This is a genomic window from Novosphingobium sp. GW821-FHT09E05 (assembly GCF_059416165.1).
The window spans coordinates 335,491-358,072 of sequence record NZ_JBWKOQ010000002.1; the positions used below are offsets into that span (position 1 = coordinate 335,491).

27 protein-coding genes are annotated in these 22,582 nt (G+C 69.1%); 6 read left to right on the forward strand and 21 right to left on the reverse strand.

The window, feature by feature from the left end:
• Positions 1-62: 62 nt before the first annotated feature.
• Together AC07M9_RS13455 and AC07M9_RS13460 are read left to right on the forward strand one after the other, a co-directional pair.
• Entirely contained in the window at positions 63-1,481 is a 1,419-nt protein-coding gene (locus AC07M9_RS13455) for a protein adenylyltransferase SelO (protein WP_494884260.1), read from the forward strand.
• A 241-nt stretch (positions 1,482-1,722) separates the two neighbouring features.
• Complete coding sequence (locus AC07M9_RS13460; RefSeq protein WP_494884261.1) at positions 1,723-3,204, forward strand: succinylglutamate-semialdehyde dehydrogenase; 1,482 nt, start codon at positions 1,723-1,725, stop codon at positions 3,202-3,204.
• 127 nt (positions 3,205-3,331) lie between these two features.
• Here AC07M9_RS13460 and AC07M9_RS13465 read toward each other — a convergent pair whose 3' ends face one another.
• A complete protein-coding gene (locus AC07M9_RS13465) occupies positions 3,332-4,045 on the reverse strand; it encodes a hypothetical protein (protein WP_494884262.1) in 714 nt (237 codons plus the stop codon).
• Between the two features lie 247 nt (positions 4,046-4,292).
• Positions 4,293-4,736 carry a glycine zipper 2TM domain-containing protein gene (locus tag AC07M9_RS13470; protein WP_494884263.1) on the reverse strand — a complete coding sequence of 148 codons (444 nt, stop codon included), beginning with the start codon at positions 4,734-4,736 and terminating at the stop codon, positions 4,293-4,295.
• 220 nt (positions 4,737-4,956) lie between these two features.
• On the opposite strand from AC07M9_RS13470, the gene rarD reads away from it, so the two are divergent.
• The gene (gene rarD, locus AC07M9_RS13475) at positions 4,957-5,868 is read left to right on the forward strand and encodes an EamA family transporter RarD (protein ID WP_494884264.1); all 912 of its coding nucleotides are present in this window, start codon (positions 4,957-4,959) and stop codon (positions 5,866-5,868) included.
• 172 nt (positions 5,869-6,040) lie between these two features.
• Here the strand turns inward: rarD and AC07M9_RS13480 are convergent, their stop codons facing one another.
• From AC07M9_RS13480 to AC07M9_RS13500, 5 genes are all read right to left on the reverse strand, one after another.
• Complete coding sequence (locus tag AC07M9_RS13480; protein WP_494884265.1) at positions 6,041-7,366, reverse strand: dihydroorotase; 1,326 nt, start codon at positions 7,364-7,366, stop codon at positions 6,041-6,043.
• 90 nt (positions 7,367-7,456) lie between these two features.
• Positions 7,457-8,104, reverse strand: coding sequence for an HPP family protein (locus AC07M9_RS13485; RefSeq protein ID WP_494884266.1), 648 nt, complete (start codon positions 8,102-8,104; stop codon positions 7,457-7,459).
• Positions 8,105-8,244: 140 nt separating this feature from the next.
• Positions 8,245-8,577: a hypothetical protein gene (locus tag AC07M9_RS13490; RefSeq protein ID WP_494884267.1), complete on the reverse strand. Its 333-nt coding sequence runs from the start codon at positions 8,575-8,577 to the stop codon at positions 8,245-8,247.
• A gap of 133 nt (positions 8,578-8,710) precedes the next feature.
• Complete coding sequence (locus tag AC07M9_RS13495; RefSeq protein WP_494884268.1) at positions 8,711-9,289, reverse strand: nitroreductase family protein; 579 nt, start codon at positions 9,287-9,289, stop codon at positions 8,711-8,713.
• A gap of 84 nt (positions 9,290-9,373) precedes the next feature.
• Complete coding sequence (locus AC07M9_RS13500; protein ID WP_007685450.1) at positions 9,374-10,072, reverse strand: pirin family protein; 699 nt, start codon at positions 10,070-10,072, stop codon at positions 9,374-9,376.
• A gap of 111 nt (positions 10,073-10,183) precedes the next feature.
• On the opposite strand from AC07M9_RS13500, the gene AC07M9_RS13505 reads away from it, so the two are divergent.
• Both AC07M9_RS13505 and ygfZ read left to right on the forward strand, forming a co-directional pair.
• Positions 10,184-11,098, forward strand: a complete 915-nt coding sequence (locus AC07M9_RS13505) for a LysR family transcriptional regulator (protein ID WP_494884269.1) — start codon at positions 10,184-10,186, stop codon at positions 11,096-11,098.
• Positions 11,099-11,129: 31 nt separating this feature from the next.
• Positions 11,130-11,873 (forward strand): CAF17-like 4Fe-4S cluster assembly/insertion protein YgfZ, encoded by a 744-nt coding sequence (gene ygfZ / locus AC07M9_RS13510; protein ID WP_494884270.1) that lies wholly within the window; start codon positions 11,130-11,132, stop codon positions 11,871-11,873.
• Between the two features lie 115 nt (positions 11,874-11,988).
• Here ygfZ and AC07M9_RS13515 read toward each other — a convergent pair whose 3' ends face one another.
• The 4 genes from AC07M9_RS13515 to rplU form a co-directional block, all read right to left on the reverse strand.
• A complete protein-coding gene (locus AC07M9_RS13515) occupies positions 11,989-12,513 on the reverse strand; it encodes a GNAT family N-acetyltransferase (protein WP_494884271.1) in 525 nt (174 codons plus the stop codon).
• 201 nt (positions 12,514-12,714) lie between these two features.
• Positions 12,715-13,287: a GNAT family N-acetyltransferase gene (locus AC07M9_RS13520; RefSeq protein WP_494884272.1), complete on the reverse strand. Its 573-nt coding sequence runs from the start codon at positions 13,285-13,287 to the stop codon at positions 12,715-12,717.
• Positions 13,288-13,507: 220 nt separating this feature from the next.
• Positions 13,508-13,780: a 50S ribosomal protein L27 gene (gene rpmA, locus AC07M9_RS13525; RefSeq protein ID WP_404479844.1), complete on the reverse strand. Its 273-nt coding sequence runs from the start codon at positions 13,778-13,780 to the stop codon at positions 13,508-13,510.
• A 23-nt stretch (positions 13,781-13,803) separates the two neighbouring features.
• The gene (gene rplU / locus AC07M9_RS13530) at positions 13,804-14,100 is read right to left on the reverse strand and encodes a 50S ribosomal protein L21 (protein ID WP_007685436.1); all 297 of its coding nucleotides are present in this window, start codon (positions 14,098-14,100) and stop codon (positions 13,804-13,806) included.
• 257 nt (positions 14,101-14,357) lie between these two features.
• Between rplU and AC07M9_RS13535 the strand changes: the two genes are divergently transcribed.
• Complete coding sequence (locus AC07M9_RS13535; RefSeq protein WP_494884273.1) at positions 14,358-14,885, forward strand: hypothetical protein; 528 nt, start codon at positions 14,358-14,360, stop codon at positions 14,883-14,885.
• A 30-nt stretch (positions 14,886-14,915) separates the two neighbouring features.
• Here AC07M9_RS13535 and AC07M9_RS13540 read toward each other — a convergent pair whose 3' ends face one another.
• From AC07M9_RS13540 to AC07M9_RS13585, 10 genes are all read right to left on the reverse strand, one after another.
• Positions 14,916-15,365, reverse strand: a complete 450-nt coding sequence (locus tag AC07M9_RS13540) for a molybdenum cofactor biosynthesis protein MoaE (RefSeq protein ID WP_494884274.1) — start codon at positions 15,363-15,365, stop codon at positions 14,916-14,918.
• A 1-nt stretch (position 15,366) separates the two neighbouring features.
• Positions 15,367-15,627, reverse strand: a complete 261-nt coding sequence (locus AC07M9_RS13545; RefSeq protein WP_494884275.1) for a MoaD/ThiS family protein — start codon at positions 15,625-15,627, stop codon at positions 15,367-15,369.
• Positions 15,628-15,629: 2 nt separating this feature from the next.
• The gene (moaA, locus tag AC07M9_RS13550; protein ID WP_494884276.1) at positions 15,630-16,649 is read right to left on the reverse strand and encodes a GTP 3',8-cyclase MoaA; all 1,020 of its coding nucleotides are present in this window, start codon (positions 16,647-16,649) and stop codon (positions 15,630-15,632) included.
• Complete coding sequence (locus AC07M9_RS13555) at positions 16,646-16,993, reverse strand: Rossmann fold domain-containing protein (protein WP_494884277.1); 348 nt, start codon at positions 16,991-16,993, stop codon at positions 16,646-16,648. The genes moaA and AC07M9_RS13555 overlap by 4 nt, the downstream gene beginning before the upstream one ends.
• A complete protein-coding gene (locus tag AC07M9_RS13560; protein ID WP_494884278.1) occupies positions 16,990-17,364 on the reverse strand; it encodes a dihydroneopterin aldolase in 375 nt (124 codons plus the stop codon). Before AC07M9_RS13560 ends, AC07M9_RS13555 begins: the two co-directional genes overlap by 4 nt.
• Before the next feature lie 10 nt (positions 17,365-17,374).
• Entirely contained in the window at positions 17,375-18,268 is an 894-nt protein-coding gene (locus AC07M9_RS13565) for a class I SAM-dependent methyltransferase (protein ID WP_494884279.1), read from the reverse strand.
• On the reverse strand, positions 18,268-19,671 hold the full coding sequence (gene thrC / locus AC07M9_RS13570; RefSeq protein ID WP_494884280.1) for a threonine synthase: 1,404 nt from the start codon (positions 19,669-19,671) through the stop codon (positions 18,268-18,270). Before thrC ends, AC07M9_RS13565 begins: the two co-directional genes overlap by 1 nt.
• A 366-nt stretch (positions 19,672-20,037) precedes the next feature.
• Positions 20,038-21,072 carry a zinc-binding dehydrogenase gene (locus AC07M9_RS13575; protein WP_494884281.1) on the reverse strand — a complete coding sequence of 345 codons (1,035 nt, stop codon included), beginning with the start codon at positions 21,070-21,072 and terminating at the stop codon, positions 20,038-20,040.
• On the reverse strand, positions 21,069-22,082 hold the full coding sequence (locus AC07M9_RS13580; RefSeq protein WP_494884282.1) for an LLM class flavin-dependent oxidoreductase: 1,014 nt from the start codon (positions 22,080-22,082) through the stop codon (positions 21,069-21,071). Before AC07M9_RS13580 ends, AC07M9_RS13575 begins: the two co-directional genes overlap by 4 nt.
• Positions 22,079-22,582 carry a nuclear transport factor 2 family protein gene (locus AC07M9_RS13585; RefSeq protein WP_494884283.1) on the reverse strand — a complete coding sequence of 168 codons (504 nt, stop codon included), beginning with the start codon at positions 22,580-22,582 and terminating at the stop codon, positions 22,079-22,081. The genes AC07M9_RS13580 and AC07M9_RS13585 overlap by 4 nt, the downstream gene beginning before the upstream one ends.

Here is a 22,582-nt window from a genome sequence, read left to right on the forward strand (position 1 = left end):
GCGGAAAAACAAAGAAAACCGCTGCGCTTGATCGGCGGGCGGCGGGGCCCCACTATCGCCTGATGCACAGCGAACCGCAAGCCGCGCCCTACCGCCCCGACCCGCGAATCGAGGCGATCTCGGCATGGATCGCCGACCCGGTCCACGCCGCCGACTTCCCCCGTACCGACCTGCGCTTCCGTAACGACCGCTGGGCGGCGGCCGTCGGCCTCGGCGATCTGGACGACGCGCAGTGGACCGCGCACTTCGGCCGCTTCACGCCGCTGCCCGGCAACCTGCCCCAGCCGCTCGCGCTGCGCTACCACGGCCACCAGTTCCGCAATTACAACCCCGACCTCGGCGACGGGCGCGGGTTCCTGTTCGCGCAGATGCGCGATGCGCGAGGCCGCCTGCTCGACCTCGGCACCAAGGGTTCGGGCCAGACCCCGTGGAGCCGCGACGGCGACGGACGGCTGACGCTCAAGGGCGCGGTGCGCGAAATCCTCGCCACCGAAATGCTCGAGGCGCTGGGCGTTTACACCAGCAAGACCTTCTCGGTGATCGAGACCGGCGAGAACCTGTGGCGCGGCGACGAGCCCTCGCCCACCCGCTCGGCGGTGATGGTGCGCCTCTCGCACGGGCACATCCGCATCGGCAGCTTCCAGCGCCTGGCCGTGCTGGAGGAGAAGGACCATCTGGAGGCGCTGGTCGCCTACAGCCTCGAAACCTATCCCGGAAACCTTCCGCCCGAGGATGCCCCCGGGCGCGACGAGCCCGCCGTGATCCTGCTGCACCAGGTGGTCGAGCGGCTGGCCGACCTCGCCGCCTCGTGGATGGTCGCGGGCTTCGTCCACGGCGTGCTCAACACTGACAACATGAACATTTCGGGCGAGAGCTTCGACTATGGCCCGTGGCGCTGGCTGCCGAAATGGGACCCGCGCTTCACCGCCGCCTATTTCGACCACTCGGGCCTTTACGCCTTCGGCCGCCAGCCCGAGGCCTTGCTGTGGAACTGCGGCCAGCTTGCGGTCGCCCTGCGCCAGCTCGCTGAAACCGCCCCGCTGGTCGCCGCGCTCGACCGCTTCGGGCCGCTGTATCAGGCGGCGATGGCCCGCCGCTTCACCTGGCGCCTCGGCGTCGAGCCGCGCGGGGCAGAGGCCGACACCGCGCTGATCCAGGCCGCCGAGTCCAGCATGGTCGCCAGCGGCGCGGCGCCCGAGCAGTTCTTCTTCGACCACCGCGCCGGGCGCGGGGCGGGCGACGACGACTTCGGCGCGATCCTGCGCGGCTATGCGCCCGCCGCCGCCATCGACGATCGGCTCTGGCACGAGAACGCGCCCCCCGGCGTGCTGATCGACGAGGTCGAGCGCATCTGGTCCGCCATCGACCAGTCCGACGACTGGAGTGAACTCCACGCCAAAGTCGAAGCGATTCGCGGGCTCGGCGCGCAGCTCGGCCCGGCGCCCGCACCGGCGGGGCAGGGAGTATGTGTCTCCACCTGACGATGTCCGTCGTCCCCGCGCCGACGGGGACCGCCGTCAAGCCATCGCCTGAGGCGTACCCAGCGGTCCCCGCCTTCGCGAGGACGACGGCTGTTGGCCAGTCCTTCCAGGGCTGCGGGGGGCACTGGCGTCAGTTCCCTTGAAAGCGCGGCGAAACACCGCCCGTTCACATCACGGTAGGAATACCTGTGCCAAGGTCGCGAAATCTCGACACATGACAGTTAACGGATCCTCTGCCGCGATGGACGGTTCAGTCACAAGCCCGCCGCAACCAGCCAGCGGGACAGATCGCGGACGGGGACCCGGGAGCAACGTGAGCAAGGCCGAAGTCATCTCGTGGGAACCCGCCACCGGCGCGGAAGTCTGGCGTGGGCCCGTGGCCGACGTCGACGAGACCGTGTCGCGCGCGCGCCGCGCCTGGCCGGGCTGGGCCGCGCAGCCGCTCTCCACCCGCATGGAACTGATGCGCCGCTTCGCCAACGAAGTGCGCAAGGACGCCGAGAAACTGGCCACCACGATCGCCCGCGAAGTCGGCAAGCCCTTGTGGGAAGCCCGCGCCGAAGTGGACGCGGTGATCGGCAAGGTCGAAGTCTCGATCCGCGCCTATGCCGAGCGCACCGCCCAGCGCAAGCTCGATTCGGCGCTGCAGGGGAGCATGGCGGTGCGCCACAAGCCGCACGGCGTGCTGGTGGTGCTCAGCCCCTTCAATTACCCCGCGCACCTCGCCGGCGCGCACATCGTGCCCGCGCTGATCGCGGGCAATGCGGTGATCTTCAAGCCGAGCGAACGCGCGCCCGCCTCGGGCGAAGTGCTGGCGCGGTGCTTCCACCGGGCCGGGATTTCCGCCGCCGTCCTGCAATTCGCCCCCGGGGGCCCGGCCGAGGGCGCCGCCTACGTCGCGCACGAGGGCGTGGACGGGGTGCTGTTCACCGGCTCGGCCAGCACCGGCATCAGCATAAACCGGCGCCTCGCCGCGCGGCCCGACAAGATGGTCGCGCTGGAGATGGGCGGCAACAACGCGATGGTGGTCTGGGACACGCCCAAGCTGACCGACGCCGCCGCGCTGATCGTCCAGTCCGCCTTCGCCACCGCCGGCCAGCGCTGCACCGCCGCGCGCCGCCTGATCGTGCGCGAAACGCTGTACGACGCGGTGATGGCCGAGGTGAAGGCACTGGCCGACCGCGTGATCGTCGGCGCGCCGTTCGACGAGCCCGCGCCGTTCATGGGCCCGGTGATCGACAATGCCGCCGCCGACGGGCTGACCGAAAGCTTTCTCTATCTCCTCAGCCACGGCGGCAGGGCGATCAAGCACCTCGTGCGCATGGACGACAAGCTGCCCTTCCTCAGCCCCGCGATCATCGACGTGACGGCCATGAAGGAGCGCCCCGACGTCGAGCTGTTCGGCCCGATCCTGCAGGTGATCCGCGTTTCCGACTTCGACGAGGCGATCGCCGAGGCGAACGCCACCCGCTACGGCCTCGCCGCCGCCCTGGTCGGGGGCACGCCGCAGGAATACAACCGCTTCTGGGCCAATGTGCGCGCCGGGATCGTCAACTGGAACCGCGCCACCATCGGCCCCAGCCACGCCGCGCCGATGGGCGGCGTCGGCCTCTCGGGCAACCACCGGCCGACGGGCTACTACGCAGCGGACTACTGCGCCTACCCCGTGGCCTCGGGCGAGATGGAACAACCGCGCGCGGTGATCGGGGTGGGGTTGAGGTAGCGCGCTCTCTCTCCCCTTCAGGGGAGATATACGCAGGCTTGTCAGCTTGCTGACTAGCCGCAGTTGAGAGGGGCGAGCGCACGCCATTCCCCTCTCCCAACCCTCTCCCCTGAAGGGGAGAGGGCTTTTACTTCCCGCTCGCCACCAGATCGACTTCGGTCAGCCCGCTCGCCAGCTTGCGCGCATAGACCACGTAGGCCTTGCCGCCCTTGCGTCCGCCCAGCACATGATCGCCGCCGTCGAGCTTGTATTCGGCGCCGTAACCGGCCGCTGCCGCCCTGGTGTAGTAGAAGCTGATGACGTCGCCCACGCTCACCGGCGTCGCGAAGTTGACGACGCGCAGCGCGCAGCCGCCTCCGTCGATGCCCGCCGCTTCCTGCACCGCGCCGCGCGGATAGACCGGCAGTTCGGGGGGCAGCTTGGCCGCCCAGGTGTTCGAATACTGGACCTTGGCCGAGCAGTCGGCGCTGGCGGCCTTGGAGGCTTGCGCGACCTGCGCCGCGGTCGCCGCGCTTTCGGCCAGTGCGTTGGCGCCGCCCTGCGCCGGGGCGGGGGCGGGCTTGAGCGTTCCGCCGACCAGCTGCGCGGCCTGCTTCTTCGCCGCCGCGATAGCCTCGGGCGTGCGGTCCTGCGGGGGGATGGTGATCTGGCCGCCGCTGGGCGCGACCGCCGCGCCCTGCTCGCCCGCCATCTCGGGGTCCACCATGATCTGGTCGCCGAGCGCGCCGGTGAGCGCGGGGTCGGTCTCGGCCGGGTCCGGGGCGCCCTTGTTCGAATCGCAGCCGGCGAGCAGCAGCGTTCCGGCGAGACCGAGCAGGGCGAGACGGGCGGGGGTCTTCATCGGCGCATTCCTTCGTCCGGCCCCGGGCGGGCCACATCGTTCCTGTCGGAGGAAAACGCGAAAATGCCGTTAAGTGCCAGCCGCCTGTAACCCCGCGTCCCATTTCGGGAAGGTCGCCCCGCTACGCATTACCCACGCGAAGAGGGCGCCCGCCGGAAGCGGACGCCCTCCCGCCCGGACACATGGGGTCCGGGCGGTTTCCCCTCGCGTCGCCGTTCGCTCGGGAAAACCTCAGATCAGGGACGGATCAGCGGCAGTTGTTCGAGCCGCCGCGGTCAACCTCGCGGCCCAGCAGGGCGCCGGCGGCCGCGCCGAGCAGGGTGCCGGTGGCCCGGTCGCCGCGGGTGTCGATGCCGCGTCCCAGCAGCGCACCCGCCGCGCCGCCGATCAGCAGGCCGGTGGTACCGTTCGACTTGCGGCAGTAGTAACGGCCGTCGTTGCCGCGCCACGAGCGGGCGTCGTTGCGATAATCGCGGCGGTCGTCGCGGCGATCGTAGCGGTCGTAGTTGCCATAGCCGCGGCGGCGATCCTCGTTCGAGTAGCGCTGGCGGCCGTAGTCGGAAACCTGCTCACCCGGAGCGGTGAAGCTCGCGGCCGGGTTGTAAGCTGCGATCGCGGCGGTGGCGGGCATCGCGGTGGCGAGGCTGGCGGCAGCGGCGGCGATGGCGGAAGCCTTGAAGAATGCATTCATTGCGTATCTCCCTTCAGGTGAGGGCGAACCGGCCATATCCGTCGATCCGCTGTATGCATTCATCTTTACGCCGCTTATTATGAACGATCCGCAACGCCGCTGTCAGAATTCGATTTTGCGACGAGCCGAAGGCGCAGCGGCGATGGTGCGAGTGGTTGTTCGCATTCCAAGGCGCCCCTAAGGCCACCATCCGGGCGCTGCCGCCCGCAGAGACAAGCCCATGCCCGAGACCCTGCCCCGCCAAACCCGCGTGATCGCCGGCCTGCCGCAGGCGCTGGGCGCCTATGCTGTGTGGTCGCTGTTCCCGCTCTACTTCGCGCTGCTGCATGCCGTCGCCCCGTTCGAGGTGGTGGTCTGGCGGCTGCTGTTCACGCTGCCGTTCTGCCTGGTGATGATCCTGCTATTCCGGCAGGGCGCCGCCCTGAAGGCGGCGTTCATGGCCCCACGCGTGCTCGGTGCACTGGTGGTCAGCGGATTGCTCATCGGCGCCAACTGGCTGATCTACGTCATCGCGGTCATGGACGGCCACGTCCTTGCCGCCAGCCTCGGCTACTATATCAACCCGCTGGTCAACGTGCTGGCGGCCACCGTCTTCCTCAAGGAAAAGCTGACCCGGCGGCAGTGGATCGCGGTGGCCCTCGCGGCCATCGGCGTCGCCCTGCTGGCGCAGGGCGCGCTCGACACGCTGTGGATCAGCCTGCTGATGGCGTTCAGCTTCGCGGGCTACGGCCTCGTGCGCAAGCTGGTAGCGGTGGACGCGCTGCCCGGCCTGACGGTGGAGACGATCGTCCTGCTGGTGCCGGGCCTCGGCCTGCTGGCATGGCAGGCACAGACGCCGCAGGGGCTGGCGATGGGCTCTTCGCTCAAGCTCGACCTGCTGCTCGCCTGCGCCGGGCCGCTGACGGCGATTCCCTTGATGCTGTTCGCCAGCGCCGCGCGGCGGCTCGACTTCTCGATCCTCGGCTTCATCCAGTTCGTGACGCCGACCGGGCTGTTCTTCCTCAGCATCCTCGTCTTCGGCGAGCCGCTGCGGCCGATCCAGCTGGTCTGCTTCCTGTTCATCTGGACCGCGATCGCAGTGTTCTGCTGGGATATCCTGTCACGGCGCAGGGCGGCTGCGATCGCCAGCTAGGCCGGACCTGCCGATACCAGGCGCCCCGGTCGATACCAAAATACCCCGTCATCCCCGCGAAGGCGGGGATCCCGCTTGTTCCTTCGGCTTCGCGAGGAATGAAGCGGGGCCCCCGCCTACGCGGGGGCGACGAGTTATGAGGTGAGGCCCGCGTGTAAGCCCTCCGGCGCCTTTAGAGCGCGCCCGCAAACCGCAGGGGCTCGCCCACGGCCTCGTTCGCCAGCTGGCCTTCCCACATCGCGGTATGCCCGCGCACGATGGTGCCCACGACGCGGCCTTCCAGTTCCATGCCGGCGAAGGGCGTCCAGCCGCAGCGGCTCTCGTTCCAGTCCTCGGTCACGGTGAAGCGGCCCTTGCGATCGACCACCGTGAAGTCCGCGTCATAACCCGTCGCTATGCGGCCCTTACCGACAAGCCCGAAGACGCGCTGGACGCCGCTGGAAGTCATGTCGATCAGCCGCTCCAGCGTCAGCCGCCCCTTGGCGACATGATCGAGCATCAGCGGCAGCAGCGTCTGCACCCCCGGCATGCCCGAGGGGCTGGCGGGATAGGTCTTGGCCTTCTCCTCGCGCGTGTGCGGCGCGTGGTCGGAGCCGAGCACGTCGGGAACGCCCTGGCGCAGCCAGTGCCACAGCCCGTCGCGGTGCGCGGCCGAGCGGATCGGCGGGTTCATCTGCGCGAAAGTGCCGATCTTGGGATAGGCTTCCTCGGCGGCCAGCGTCAGGTGCTGGGGAGTCACCTCGCAGGTCGCGATGTCACGGTGCTGGCCGATCAGCTCCAGCTCGGCCGGGGTGGTGATGTGGAGGATGTGGATGGGACGCTTCGCCTCGCGGGCGAGGCGCAGGATGCGCTTGGTGGCCAGCATCGCACTCTCGTCGTCGCGCCAGACGGGGTGGCTGGAGGGATCGCCCTCGACCCGCAGGTCCTTGCGCGCGTTCATCCGCGCCTCGTCCTCGGCATGGATGGCGACGCGGCGGCGGCCATGCGCGAGCACGCGGGCGAGTTGCTCGTCCTCGGCCACCAGCAGGCTGCCGGTCGAGGCGCCCATGAAGATCTTGACCCCTGCGGTGCCGGGAATGCGCTCCAGCTCGGCGAGCTCGACCGCGTTGTCCGCCGTGGCGCCGACGTAGAAGGCATGGTCGCAGTGCATGCGGTGATGCGCGCGGGAGAGCTTGTCGAGCACGCGCTCGGTGGTGTCGGTGTTGGGGTTGGTGTTGGGCATCTCGAACACGGCGGTGATCCCGCCCATCACCGCGGCGCGGCTGCCGGTCTCGAGGTCTTCCTTGTGCTCCAGCCCCGGCTCGCGGAAGTGGACCTGGCTGTCGATCACGCCGGGCAGCACGTCGAGCCCGGTGCAGTCGATCCGCCGGACCGCGTCGGGATAGGAGCCCACGCCGAGGATCCTGCCGTCCCGCACGGCGACATCGGCGATGACGGGCCCGCTGGGCGTGTGGACGGTGCCGCCGGAAAGGACGAGTTCGGGTGCGGTTGCGCTCATCGCGAGGGGCCTTTCTGGCGGTTTGAGACGATGCCCGACGACCTAGGCCCGTGCGCGCGCCCTTTCAAGGCGGGGCAGCAAGATACGTCGTCAGCCAGCCTTCCCCCGGCGGAGCAGCGCCTGCACGAAGGCGTCTAGGTCGTCGACATCGACGTCGAGCACCTCATTCCAGTCCTCCAGCACGGCGACGATGTCCTCACGGGTGTAGGCCGCCGCCGCGACAGGCGGCACACGCGGCGGGCGATGCGGCCACGGGTGGCCGGTAAGGTTGTTGTAGAGCCAGCCGACCGCGCAGAGCAGCAGCACGTTGGCCGCGATCGGCGCCATCCAGGTCCAGTCCCAGGGCACCTTGCCGGTCGCCCCGAGCGCGCAGAGCAGCGCGCAGGCCCCGCCGGGCGGATGCAGGCAGCGCGCCAGCGACATGACCGCGATCGCGGTGCCCACGGCAAGGCTCCCCGCCGCCCACGGATCACCGATGAGGTGCCCGGCGACGAGCCCCACGGCGGCGGAGAGCAGGTCCCCGCCGATCACCGCCCAGGGCTGCGCCAGCGGGCTCGCGGGCACGCAGAACACCAGCACCGCCGAGGCCCCGAGCGGCGCGACGAGGAACGGCAGCGCATCGCTGCGCCCTCCCGGAATGAGGCCAAGGGCAAGCCACGTCGTAAGCCCCGCCAGCGCAATGCCGATGACCGCGCCCACCGCGCCCCTCAGCCAGCCCAGGTGCCCTATCGCGCGCACCCGCCAATGCTCATGTGTCGATGAAGCCGGCGCCATGCCTTCCAATCCGTCCTGCTGACCGCTGGCGCTATGGCCGAGAGCGCGCGCGATGACGACCCAAGGCTTGCCTCGCCGCCGACAAGGGCGGCTTTCAGGCGCGTTCAGAACTTGATCTTCGCGCCCACCATGACGCGGTTGCTGACCGCGCCGGGCAGCGCCGCTTGGTCGACATGCACGTCGATGGTGGCGTTGTCGCCCAGCCCCAGCTCCGCGCGCGGCAGGCCCTCCTCGGCCGCGTAAGTATCGGGCAGCGGCCGTACCCGCTCTTTCTCGGGGTTTTGCGCGCAGACCACGATCTCGCCCGGGCGACCCTCGGGGCAACGGCGCCGGACGGCGCGAAAGTCGATGCCCCGGTCCCCGGCAGGCATCTCTGCAAGATCGAAGGCGGCGGCCTCGATCGCGGGCGGCGGCGAGGGCGGCAGGTCGAAGGGCATGGCGGCCTCGCGAGGAGGGGAAGGTGCTGCCAGTTGGCCATGCAATAAAGGCGATTTCGTGGCCCGGACAGCAAACGGCCCGGCCTCTCCTGCGAGAGACCGGGCCACATCTACCAAGAGCCGACGGCCAGGATCAGGCGAACTTGCCCGCCCTGGCGATCTCGGCGAGCGGCTTGCGCGTGCTGGCGACTTCGCGCTCCTGCAGGAAGTCGGGCAGCGAGGCCTTGTCGCCCTGCCGACCGATGGTGAAGCCCGCTTCGAGGCGGTGGTCGGCGGGAACACCCAGCGCGGCCTCGGCGTCGCCGAACTTCAGGCCGGTCATGCCGTGGGTGTGGTAGCCCAGCGCCTGCGCCTGCAGGGCCGCGAGCGCCCAGGCGGCGCCGGCGTCGAAGCTGTGGCTGTGGTTGTCCGAATTGCCTTTCTCCGACCGCATCAGTGTGTCCGAGACGACGAACACGAGCGCCGAAGCATCCTTCGCCCAGCTCTGGTTGAAGTCGATCAGCTGCGAGAGGAACAGATCCCAGTTCGCATCGCCGCGCTTGGCGTAGAGGAAGGTCCAGGGCTGCACGTTGTACGCGGAAGGCGCCCAGCCGGCCGCTTCGAGGATGGTGTCGAGGTCCGCCTGCGGGATCTCGCTGCCGTCGAAGGCGCGGGGGCTCCAGCGATCGACGATGAGCTTCTCGATCTTGGGGTTGGCAATGCGTCCGGTCATCGAAAACTGTCCTTGTCTGCTCAGGTTTGGGAGAATGTGCACAAGCAGGCGGGCGACCCTTGCGAATCGCCCGCCGCTCGTATGTCAGGCCGCGTCGACGAGGACCAGTTCGGCATCCTCAAGTGCGGTCACGGAAATCGTGTCGAGCCCGGTGATGGCCACGCCGTCGCGGGCGCCCGCTTCCACGTCGCCCACCCTGATCCGGCCCTTGGCGGGAACGAGGTAGGAATGGCGGCCCGGCGCGGTTTCATACGTCACCGTCTCGCCCGCCTTGACCGTGGCGCCCAGAACACGGGCCTCGGCGTTGATCGGCAGCGCATCGTCGTCGCCCGCGATACCGCTCGCGAGAGTGACGAAGCGGCCGGTGCGGTCGCCCTTGGGGAAGGGACGCGCGTCCCACTGCGGCTTTTCTCCGCGGCGGTCGGGCATGATCCAGATCTGGAACAGCGTGGTGTCCTCGTCCTCGAGGTTGTATTCCGAGTGCTGGATGCCGGTGCCCGCGCTCATGACCTGGACGTCGCCGGCTTCGGTGCGGCCGGTGTTGCCCAGGCTGTCGCGGTGGGTGATCGCGCCCTTGCGGACGTAGGTGATGATTTCCATGTCGTTGTGCGCATGAGGCGGAAAACCGGTCTGGGCGGCGATGGTATCGTCGTTCCACACCCGCAGGCGGCCCCAGTTGGTGCGCGCCGGGTCATGGTAGCCACCGAACGAGAAGTGGTGGTGAGCGTCGAGCCATCCGTGGTTGGCGGCGCCGAGGCTGTCGAAGGGGCGGAGTTCGATCATGGCTGTTTCCTCGAATTGGTGAGGTCGGGGTGACCTGTTGCGCCCTATCTATGGCTTGCAACCCGATCGCATAATTGCGATAAAATCGACCCAATTATTCGGAAAAGCTGAATGGTCGATCTCGTTGCTCCCAGTCTGGATCACTTGCGCTGCTTCCTCGCCGTGGTCGAGGAAGGCAGCTTCAATGCCGCCGCGCGCAAGCTGGGCCGGGCGATCTCGGTGGTCAGCTACGCCATCGCCCAGCTCGAGGCGCAGCTCGATGTGCGCCTGTTCGACCGGGAGGGCTCGCGCCGCCCGGTGCTGACCGACGAGGGCCGCGCCCTGCTGTCAGAGGCCCACGCGATCTCGGACGACGTCGACGCCCTGCTCGCCAAAGTGCGAAGCCTGAGGCAGGGGCTGGAGGCCGAACTCTCGCTGGCGATCGACGTCATGGTGCCCGGCCACGTCCTCGCCCGCCTGCTGCGCGACTTCCAGGTGCGTTTCCCCACCGTCCCGCTGCGCCTCAACGTAGAAGCGCTGGGCGCCGTGGCGGCGCTGGTGCTGGAAGGCCGCGCGACGCTCGCCATCGCCGGTCCCGATATCGTCGACCTTGCCGACATCGAGCGCGAGATCATCGGTTCGGTGGAACTGGTGGCGGTCGCCGCGCCCGACCATCCGCTCGCCCGCGCCGGCAAGATCGTGCCGGGCGAGGCGCGCAAGCACCTGCAGCTCGTGCTGACCGACCGCTCGCCGCTGACCGACGGGCGCGATTTCTCGGTGTTCAGCCCGCGCTCGTGGCGCCTGGCCGACCTCGGCGCCAAGCACGCGCTGCTCAAGGAGGGGATCGGCTGGGGCTCGATGCCGCGCCACGTCGTCAGCGGCGACATCGAATCGGGTGCGCTGGTCGAACTGCAGCTGCCCGAGCGCACCGTGATCGACTACGCACTGGTCGCGCTCTGGCGCAAGGACACGCCCCCCGGCCCCGCCGCGCTCTGGGTGCTCGACGAACTGCGCGGGCGACTGGCGAAGTGTCCGCCAGGCACTTGAGCCGGCTCGCGATTCGCCCCACTTAGAGGCCATGACCGCAACCCGCCTGTTCGATCGCGCCCTCATCCGGCTTTCCCCCCGCCCCGATTCGACCGAAGATGTCGTCGATTTTCTCCAAGGCCTCGTCACGGCGGACGTCGCCAAGGCGCTGCCGGTCTGGGCGGGGCTCCTGACCCCGCAGGGCAAGGCGCTGTTCGACTTCATCGTCTGGCCCGCTGGCAATGGGTTGCTGATCGACTGCGAGGCCGAAGTCGCCGACGCGCTGGTGAAGCGCCTGTCGATGTACCGGCTGCGCAAGGCGATCGACATTGTCCGCGATGACCATCTCGCGGTCCACTGGCGTCCCCACACCGGCGACGGCGCCGCTCCCGACCCGCGCCTTCATGCGCTGGGCGAACGCTGGGTGGCTCCGATCGACGAGGCCGACCCCGAGGAAACCGAGACCGGCGCCGACGCCGCCTGGCGTGCGCACCGGCTGGCGCAGGGCGTCCCCGAAGGCAGCGCCGAACTCGGCGACGGCGAAACGCTCTGGCTGGAATGCAATGCCGCCGAGCTGAACGGCGTCAGCTTCACCAAGGGCTGCTACGTCGGGCAAGAGAACACCGCGCGGATGAACTGGCGCGCCAAGGTCAACCGCCGGCTGGTGGTGGTCCCCCTCGCCCGCTCGAACGAAAAGCGCCGGCGCGCGGCCTATCCGGAGCTGGGCTACGCGGTCGACCACCTGCGGATCGAGGATATCACGCCGGACCTCGCCCCGCACTGGCTGCCGTCCTAACCTCAGCCTTTCGCTGGACAAAAAGCTTCGCCGCCCCCGCGAAGGCGGGGGGGCTTGCCTGAGCAGGGACGACGGAGCCGCTGGATCAAGGTCCCGCTGACCGCCCCGTCATGCCCTAAGCCGCGCTCGATTCGCTCATCGCGCTGTCGTAGATCCGCACCGCATATTCCATCGCGCGCCCCGCGCTGTAGCGCGAGCGGACTTGCCCGGTATCGCGGAACCCCGCGCTCTCGAGCACCTGGTGCGTACCCGGGCTGTCGGCGAAATGGCTGGCGACGATCCGCTTGTGCCCGAGCGTCCGCGCCTGGCCGACGAGCGCACGCAGTGCCTCCCCGGCAAAGCCGCGTCCCCGATGGCGCGAGGCGATCCAGTAACCCACCTCCACGTCCTCGTCATACCGGCCAAGGCCGATGCCGCCGACGAGCTGGGGCCCGCCCGGCGCGCGCAGGTACATGAAAAAGTGGGGCAGGCGCGGGTCGCGCGGTCGGTCGAGATAGGCGCGCACGTCCGCCGGGGTCCGCGGCAGCGGTGCGACCCCGACATTGCGCTGGATATCCTCCTCCAGAAGCGCCTCGACGAGATCGTCCAGGTCTTCCGGCCAGGCGGGCCTCAGAAACAGTCTCTCCGTGCGGACGAACATTCCATGGTTCTCCGTCGTATTAATACGGGGATCATGCACACAAGCTTCCGCCAATGCACGAAATTTGCTGCACGCCGACTGCAGCGCGCGATAAAGTCCTGACATTGCCTGATTAACGAGGAGTAAGAGCCGCACTAGGGAGTGTTCCCCAGGTGCCGCTCGATGCCAGAATCACGCGAGTCGCGCGGGGATAAAGCGTCCTCAGGCGGCTTTTCGGCCGTTCATGACGTCGGCGCCGTCACAGTCGCCCGGCGAATCGCCCGAGGACTCGAAGAGCACCTCGTATTCGCGCGAAGGGCTGGCGAAGCCGCGCGCCCTGCTGAAGCGCTCGACCACCCGCCCGGTCCGCCGGAAGCCGACCTTCTCGAGCACCCGGCCCGATGCCGCGTTGTCGATGTAGTGATTGGCGACGACGCGGCGGTGGCCCAGCGCATTGGCCAGGCCCAGCACCGCGCGTGCCGCCTCGCTGGCGAAGCCGCGTCCCCACTCCGCGGGCGCGATCCAGTAGCCGAGATTCACGTCGCCATCGCGCAGCGACAGCCCGCACCCGCCGATGAGGCGGGCGCCGCCGGCCCCCGGCACGGTGACGAGGAAGCGGGGCAGCAGGCGGTCCTGCGGCATGGCGATGAAACCGCGCGCGTCCTCGGCGGTATAGGGCCAGGGCGCGCCGGCAAGGTTGCCCACGACCGCCTCGTCGGCGATCAGGGTCAGCAGGTCCTGCCAGTCCTCGGACCAGCCGGGGCGCAGGAACAGCCTTTCGCTGCGAATGAACATCGTCGTCTCTCCATCCGCCCCGCCGGCCCGGTAGCGGGCGGACGTGACAGTGCGATTACGCAAATGCCTGCAATCGAACGCAACATGGCGCACGAGACAGGCGGCAGAGGGAGAAACGGAAAAAGGGAGACGGGCTTTATGGCCCTCTCCCTCGTTCTGCCACGCTCAGGAGCGTGGCGGGGGCCATCCCGTCAGGATGGCCCTATGCAAGACCATCCGATTATTCGGCGGCTTCCGCGAGCTGCGCGTCGACCGACACGTACTTGCGGCCCTGCTTGCCGTCGTGGAAGCGCACGCGGCCTTCGGCCAGTGCGAACAGGGTGTGGTCCTTGCCGATGCCGACATTGACGCCGGGGTACACGCGGGTGCCGCGCTGACGGATGATGATGTTGCCGCCGATCACTTCCTGACCGCCGAACTTCTTCACGCCGAGACGGCGGCCAGCGGAGTCGCGACCGTTACGCGACGAACCGCCTGCTTTCTTATGTGCCATTTCTGGTTACTCCGAAATCTGGGTCAGCCGACGGACACGATGCGCAGCAGCGTGAGCTGCTGGCGGTGGCCGTTCTTGCGACGGTAGTTGTGGCGGCGGCGCTTCTTGAACACCACGACCTTCTCGCTCTTGGCCTGCGCGATGATCTCGGCAGCGACCGTGAGGTTAGCGATGTCCGCGACCTCGCCGTCCTTGCCGGCCAGAAGAATGTCACCCAGGGTGATCTTGTCACCGGCTTCACCAGCCAGCTTCTCGACCGCGATCTTGTCTCCGGCGGCAACCCGGTATTGCTTGCCGCCCGTGCGCACAACTGCGAACATGGTGCCCTTACCTAATATCAATGTGCCCGAAACGAGCCGAAACAGAACTGCCCCGGCCGCTCTGGTTCCGAGGAACCATGAGCCTTTCGGGCGACGCGCCGACCGCCCCGCTTGGCGCGGGGTGCCGGAAAGAGAGGGTGCCGTTAGGGGATGGACCGATTCGTGTCAACAAGGACTAGGCCCACCGGCGACGGGTTCACGGCCGAACGGGCACGAAAGCCCCTCGCCCTGATGGTCCGGCGTGCTATGGCAGCGACATGACCCGCGCGAAAGCCCGTTTCCTCGCCCTGCTGCTTCCCTTCGGCATGGCAGCCTGTTCCACGTCCGGCTCCTATCCCTCGCTCGCCATACGCGATGTCGAGCGGGTCGGCGGCTCGGGCACGCCCGCGGCGGGTGAGGCGGCGCCTGCCGTCCCTGACCTGCCCCCCGCCAGCGCCGATCTCGTCACGCGCCTCCAGGGCCTCGTGACCGTGGCGCAGGCGGCGGACCGGCAGTTCCAGGCCCAAAGCGCCGCTGCCCAGCGCGCCGTCGCCGCGGCCGGGAGCGAAGGCACCGATTCGTGGAGCGCGGCCAGCGTCGCGCTCGCGAAGCTCGAAACGAGCCGCTCCAGCGGCATGGGCGCGCTGGCCGAACTCGACCTGCTTTATGCCGATTCCCGTAACACCGCGCCGCTGGACGAATCGCCCAGCGCCAAGGCGATCGGCGATGCCCGCTCGCAAGTGGCGGCGCTGCTCGATGCGCAGGACAAGGTCATCGCGCAGCTGTCCACGCGACTCAAAGGCTGAAGGCTCCGCCCTTTTGCGAAGCGGCCGGGACTATGCGGGTCGCCAGCGGCCGATATCCGCGAAGTCCTGCGCGCGTGGTTCGATCCAGCGCCATTCGCCGGCCACCTTCTCGCGCTTCCAGAACCACGATTCGCTCTTGAGGTGGTCCATCGCGAAATCGGCGGCGGCGAAGGCGTCGCGGCGGTGGCGCGCGGCGGCGGCGACGAGGACGATCGGTTCGCCCACCGTCATTTCGCCGCTGCGGTGGATCACCAGCAAACCGTTGAGAATCCAGCGATTCCGCACCCGCTCCGCGAGATCCTGCATCGCCGGCAGCGTGAGCGGGTCGTAGTGCCTGAGTTCCAGCGCCTCGACCCCGCCGCCTTCGCGGACCTGGCCGAGGAAGCTGACGATGCCGCCCGCCTCGGGGTGCGCGGCGGTGAAGGCGCGCAGTTCTTCCGCCGGATCCAATGGGGTGGTGAGGAGGCGAATGTCGGACACGTCAGCCGCCCGAGACGGGGGGCAGAAACGCGATCTCGTCGCCGTCGGAGAGAATAAGGCCCTGCTTAGACCCCATTAGCGCGCCATTAAGGGCCACCTTGACGCGGTCGCTGTCGACCAGTTCGGCGAGCGCCGGGGCATAGTCTTCGGACAGCCGCTCGACGAGCCCCGCCCAATCCAGCGGAGCCTCCAGCACAAGGTCCGCGCCGCCGCTTCCCGCCAGCTCCTCGAGCCGGCCCAGGAACACCAGCCTTGCCGCCATCGTCAGCCCCCGGTCATCGACATGTGGCGCGCGAGGGCGGGCGCTTCACCGCGCGCATCGATGGCGAAGTTGTGGCGCGCGGGCTTGATCCGCATGGCGAGGTCGAGCGCTTCGGTCAGCGCCGTTTCCGGATCGCCCGAGCGCAGCGCGGCGCGCAGGTCGACCTGCTCGTTTCCGCCGAGGCAGGCGTAGAGCTGCCCGGTCGCGGTGACGCGGATGCGGTTGCAGCCCTCGCAGAAGTTGTTGGTGAGCGGCGTGATGAGCCCCAGCCGGCCGCCGGTTTCAGCCACGTCCCAGTAACGCGCGGGGCCGCCGGTACGGTGGCCGCTGGGGGTGAGCGTCCAGCGCCGCGCGAGGTCGTCCTGCACCGCGAGCAGCGGCAGGTAATGGTCGATGCGGTCTTCCTCGACCTCGCCGAGCGGCATGACCTCGATCAGCGTCGCCTCGAACCCCTGTCCATGCGCCCAGCCGATCAGGTCGGCGATCTCGTGCTCGTTGATGCCCTTGAGCGCGACGGTGTTGAGTTTGACCCTGAGCCCCGCCGCCCTGGCCGCTGCCAGCCCTTCGAGCACCTGCGGCAGCGAATCGCGGCGGGTGAGCTTCGCGAAGCCCTCGCGGTCGAGCGTGTCGAGCGAGACGTTGATCCGCCGCACGCCCGCCGCGTAGAGCGGTTCGGCGAACTCGGAAAGACGCGTGCCGTTGGTGGTGAGGGTCAGTTCCTCGAGATGTCCGCGTCCGTCATCGGCGCCGATGCGGCGGCCAAGCGCCTGGACCAGCTCGATCATATCGCGGCGCACCAGCGGTTCGCCGCCGGTCAGCCGGATCTTGGTGATGCCCCGGGCGATGAAGCCGAGCGCGAGGTCGTGCATCTCGTCGAGGGTCAGCACGTCCTTCTTGGGCAGGAACGTCATCCGCTCGGGCATGCAGTAGGCGCAGCGCAAGTCGCAGCGGTCGGTGACCGACAGGCGCAGGTACGTGATCCTGCGCTGGAACTGGTCGACGAGGGGCGCTGGCGATGTCATCGGGGAGGATATAGCACTCCGCCCGCGCCAGTTCCATCCAGCGGCAGCAATTGACCGGTCACGCCTCCCGCACCGTCAAGCCAGCGCGAGGCGGCGGCGATCGCATCGGCCTCGCCCGACTCCACCGCGTTGATGCGCGAGGGGGCGAAGCGGCGGGCGAGTCCCTGCACCGCGGCGAGGCGCCAGGCGCGGTGATCGTGGGAGGCGGGCAGGAACACCAGCGTCAGCGGATCGGCGCCGCCCAGCAGCGTCGCCTCGACCGAGGGCAGCAGCCGGGCATGGAAATCGGCCGCGGCCTCGAGCGCGTCTTCCGAGAGCGGCCCGAGGTGCAGCAGTTCGGTCAACGGCGGCGATCCCGCGAGAGGGTCATGCCGATCTGCTCGTTGGCCTCGGTCAGTGCCAGCTTGACGATCTTGACCGTGACCGCCTCGACCCGCTCGTCCTGCAGGAACAGGGTTTCGCAGATGTGGTCGGCGACCGCCTCGATCAGCTTGAAATGAAGCCCCACCGGCAGCGCCTCGGAGGCGGCGAACTTGAGGTCCATGTAGTTCTTGCTGGCGCTCAGCGGCGTATCGGGCGCGTAGTGGTCGGCCGGGGTCAGCCGCACCGTGATGGTGAAGCGCAGCGGCTGCGGCTTGCCGGTCTCTTCGGAGTAGATGCCGGTGAGGACATCCTGCTCGAAGTCGGCAATTTCTAGGATCAGCGAATCGGCCATGGCGCGCGCCTTACTCGGGATTCGACCAGCGCGCGAATATCGCGGTGGGAAGGAGGCGACCCTGCTCATCTTCGCGAACGGCGAGATCGCCGTGCTCGATAGTGCCGGGCAGATCGGCGAACAGTTCTTCCATCAGTCCCGCCAGAGCCAGCGACGACATGCGCACGGCGTAGACGGTGAGGAACAGGAAGCGGCTGTCGGCGTCGAGCAGCTTGCGGCAGTCGGCCAGCAGGCCCGGAAGGTTCTCCTCCAGCCGCCAGGTCTCACCGGTGGGGCCGCGGCCGAACTTCGGGGGGTCGAGGATGATGCCGTCGTAGCGCTTCTCGCGGCGCACTTCGCGTGCGGCGAATTTGGCGGCGTCGTCGATCATCCAGCGCACCGGACGGTCCTGAAGCCCCGCCAACGCGGCATTCTCGCGCGCCTGTGCCACGGACTTCTTCGAGGCATCGACGTGCGTCACCGGGCCGTGCGGGGAAAGCGCCAGCGTGCCGACGCCGGTGTAGCCGAACAGGTTCATCGTGCTGGCGTCGGTGCGACCATCGAGCATCCCGCGCATCCAGTCCCACACCGGGGCCATGTCGGGGAAGAAGCCGAGGTGGCGGAAGGGCGTGCACTGCGCGGTGAACTTCACCTCGTTCCACGCCAGCGACCAGCCGTCACGGGGGACAGCCTTGTCGAACTGCCACCTGCCGCCGCCGTCCTCGTCGGAGCCGGGGACGAACTCGCCGTGGGCGTCCCACTCGCCGCCGTTGACGCGCGGGTTCCACATCGCCTGCGGTTCGGGGCGCACGAAGCGGAAGTCGCCGTAGCGCTCGAGCTTGCGGCCGTGGCCCGAATCGACGAGGCCGTAGTCCGCCCAGCCCTCGCCCGCGAGGATCAGGGGCTGGGGAGAGAGCGTAGCCATCAGACCTTCGGGCTGGCGTGCTGCGCCACGTATTCGGTGACGGCCTCGAAAGTGCCGGGAAGCGTCTCGCACTTCTCCTCGCGCTCGAACAGGTCGCCCACGCGGGTGGGCAGGCTCGGGCGGTGGCCGGTGGCGCGTTCGACCGCTTCGGGGAACTTGGCCGGGTGCGCGGTCGCCAGGGTGACGACGGGGGTGCCCGGCTCGATACCTGCGCTGCGTGCGGCGAAGAGGCCGCAGGCGGTGTGCGGGTCGATCAGCTCGCCGCAGCTTTCCCAGGCCCAGCGGATGGTGGAGGCCATCTCGTCCGCATCGGCACGGGCCGACGTGAACAGCGCCGAGGCGCCCTCACGCTGGGCATTGGTGAGCTGCATCGCCCTGGTGCTCTCGAACCCGGCCATCTGCGCGGCCAGAGCCTCGCCGTCGCGGCCGCCGAGGTCGAACAGCAGGCGCTCGAAGTTGGACGAGACCTGGATGTCCATCGAGGGCGCGGCGGTGGGCGTCACGGTGCCCTGCGAATAATCGCCATCCGCCAGCGCGCGGTGGAGGATGTCGTTGACGTTGGTGGCGACGATCAGCTTGGCGATCGGCAGGCCCATCTGCGCGGCGACGTAGCCAGCGAAGACGTCGCCGAAGTTGCCGGTCGGCACCGAGAAGGCGACCTTGCGGTGGGGGGCGCCGAGCTGGAGGCCGGCGGCGAAGTAGTAGACCACCTGGGCCATCAGGCGCGCCCAGTTGATCGAGTTCACCGCGCCGATGGCGAAGCGGTCGGTCATGCCCTTATCGTTGAACACGCGTTTCACGATCGCCTGCGCATCGTCGAAGTTGGCGTGCTCCAGCGCGATGTTGTGGACGTTGGGCGCCAGCACCGTGGTCATCTGGCGGCGCTGCACGTCCGAGACGCGGCCCTTGGGGTGGAGCATGAAGATGTCCACCTTGGCGCGGCCCGCCACCGCGTCGATCGCCGCCGAGCCGGTGTCGCCCGAAGTCGCGCCGACGATGGTCAGGTTGCGGTCCGAGCGGCCGAGGAATTCCTCGAACAGCAGGCCCAGGAGCTGCAGCGCCACGTCCTTGAACGCCAGCGTCGGACCGTGGAACAGTTCGAGCAGCCACTGCTGCTCGTCGAGCTGCCTGAGCGGCGTGACGGCATCGTGCGCGAAGCGGCCGTAGGCCTCGGTGGTCAGTTCGAGCAGGCGCTCCTCGCTGAGGCTCCCCGCCACGAACGGTGCCATGACCTTCGCGGCCAGCTGCGCGTAAGGCAGGCCCGCGAAGCCGGCGATCTCGTCTGCCGAGAAGCGGGGCCATTCGCGCGGGACATAGAGTCCGCCGTCCGATGCGAGCCCGGCGAGCGTCGCGCCTTCGAAGTCGAGCGCCGGTGCGCTGCCGCGGGTGCTGATGTAGTCCATGGGAAAGCGCGGTTAGCGAGCGCGCGAGGAAATGAAAAGCCTGTCGTTGGCGGCGGGCGGGAAAGATTTGGATCGCGGTGGGTGCCTGAGGGGGCAGTCGGAGAGGTCGCGCGTTACCTATGGTTCCCAATCCTCGTCGTCCCCGCGCAGGCGGGGACCCCGCTTCTGGCGTTGGGCTGAGATGTGGGAAAGCAAGCGGGGCCCCCGCCTGCGCGGGGGCGACGAGGATAGGAGAGCGGAGCAACGCTTCCCAGCGCCGCAGGCCATAAAGCCTCGCACCCCCGAAATGAGCGCACCCACGAATCTGCGCGCGCAACGACGACAGGACCGGGGTCTGGGGCCCATGGCCCCAGGTCTTACCCTCCCCTACAGCAGCCGAGGATCGACCACCGTGCGCACCGGCGTCCCCGGCCCCGACAGGTTCGCGATCGCCCCGGCCACCGCGCCCAGCCCGATCCGCCCGCCCAGCCACGGCGTCACGTCGATCCGCCCATCGGCGATGCTGCGCATGGCGAGGTCCATGTCCTGCGGCTCCTCGCCGCCGGCGAACTGGATGTTGAGGCGCTTGTTCTGCGCGGCGAAGACGTAGAGCGGCTCGGGCTCCATGCAGTACCCGCCCATGACGATGCGCCCATCGAACGGCGCGCTCTCGATGATCCGCTGCAGCATGCCGGGCACGCCGACGTTCTCGTAGATCAGGTTGACGCGCTTGCCGCCGAGGTCGGGAAGCGGGCCGTAGGGCTCGGTCTCGCGCGGGTCGATGGCGATGTGGGCGCCCATCTTGAGCGCCAATTCGCGCCTGTCGGCATGGAAGTCGGCCGCGACGATCGGCGCGACGCCTGCCAGCGCGAGGCCCGCGATCACGCCGAGGCCGATCGCCCCGCAGCCGAGCACCAGCGCCACGTCGTCCTTGCCCGGCCGTCCGCGCCGCGCGTGTTCGAGGCCGACCGCGAGCGGCTCGATCAGCGCCGCGTGGTCGTCGGGCAGGCCGTCCGGGATCTCGAGCAGGAAGTCCTCGTCGAGCAGCATCAGTTCGCCGCAGCCGCCGGGGCAGTCGTGGCTGAAGCCGACGACCGCGTGAGCGCCGCCCTGCCGCATGATCGGCACCGAAGTGACCCGCCGCCCTGGCGCGACGGAGCGGCGGCTGCCGGCGCCATAGTCCAGCACCTCGCCGACGTACTCATGCCCCGGCACGAAGGGCCGCGCGAAATCGAGCGCGGCATAAGGCCCGCCCATCTTGCGCGACAGGTCGATGATGTGCTGCCCGCCGGTCAGGAAATGCGCGTCGGAGGCGCACAATCCGCAGGAATGGGTGCGCACCAGCGCCTGCCCCTTGCCCGGCTCCGGGTCGGCGAATTCGCGGACGTGCACCTCGCCGTTCTCGATGCAGGCGGCCTTCATGCAGCGATCGCCTCGCGCAGCGCAGGCATCGTTTGCTCCAATAGCCTGAGGCTCTTCCAGCCTTCTTCGGGCGACAGGCCGCCGAGCAGCGGCTGGAAGCCGATGTTACCGCCTTCGAGTTCCTTCACCTTGTCGAGCAGCATCTGCGGGGTCCAGGCGACGAACATGCCCGCGTGGCGCAGCACGGCGGGGTCGGTCAGGCCCTTGAACGGCGAGTTCGAGCCGTCGCCCTCGGCCGCCGCCCACTTGGCGTATTCGGTGATGACGTGGACGGCGTGGGGGGCGATGGCGTCCCACCCCTGATCGGGGTCCTCGCACAAGTGCACCGCCATTGGCATGCCGGGACGCGGGCGGAAGTACTGGCGCGGGCGGTGGCCGAGGCGCTCGCATTCGGCGAGGTAGATATCGACGAGATCGCCCTTCATCGGCCCGAAGCCGACCCCGAACTTCGCCGCGCGCTTCGCCGAAGCGGGGACGCCGCCGCCGACGAGGATGATGTCCTCGGGCTCCTGCACCGGCAGCGGGCGCACGAAGATCGGGCGCGACTGGTCGCCCTCGCCGTGCTCGAACCGCTCGCCCTTGAGCGCGCGCAGGATCACCTCCAGCCCCTCGTCCATGAGCTTCGCGCGGTCCTTCAGCGACTTGCGGAACATCGCGAATTCGTAGGGCACGTAGCCCGCGCCGAAGATCACCCCGAGGCGCCCGTTCGACATGTTGTCGACCACCGCGATCTGCTCGGCGAGTTCCAGCGGATCGTGCAGCGGCAGGATCACCGCGCCCAGCAGGAAGCGAATGCGCTTAGTCACCGCCGCCATGCCGCCCGCCAGCGCGAAGGGCTGCGGCAGGTAGCCGTCGTCCGAGCCGTGGTGCTGCATCAGGCCGATCTGGTCGGCGCCGATCCCGTCGACGAAGCCGGCCATCTCGATGGCGGCGCGGTAGAGCTCGGGCGTCGGCGTCGCCCAGTCGGGCGAGCGCATGTCGAACGAGACGGAAACCTTGAAATCCTTCATGCGCGGTTCTCCAATACGGCATAGGACGGGTCCTGCGGATCGCGGGTGCCGTGTGCGTGGGGCTTCATCGGCGTGACCTCGCGGATAGAATCGAACTCGATCACGGTCTCGCGCCGGTCGATCGCCCAGACGCCCTCGCGCTTAGACCAGGTGTCGCAGTAGCGTGCCCAGTTCTCGATCTGCATGGTCCGGCCCTCGCGGTCCATGCGCAGGTCGGCGGTGACGTAGGCCTCGCTGGAGGCGCGGTTCCCCGCCAGTTCTATGAGGATGTTGGTGACCTGGTGGGTGTGGTGCAGCAACTGGCCGTGCGCCGCGCAGATCCAGTCGATCGCGCCGCGCCCCGGGCCCTGGTAGCCGTGCGGACCGTAGTCGGCGGTCGCATCCTCGTGGAATACGGAGTGCCCGAGCGGGACGTCGAGCCGGTCGACGCTGCGGCAGTAGCGGTAGATCTGTTCGGTGATCGCCTGCTTGTCAGCAAGCTGCGCGAGAATGTCGGTCAT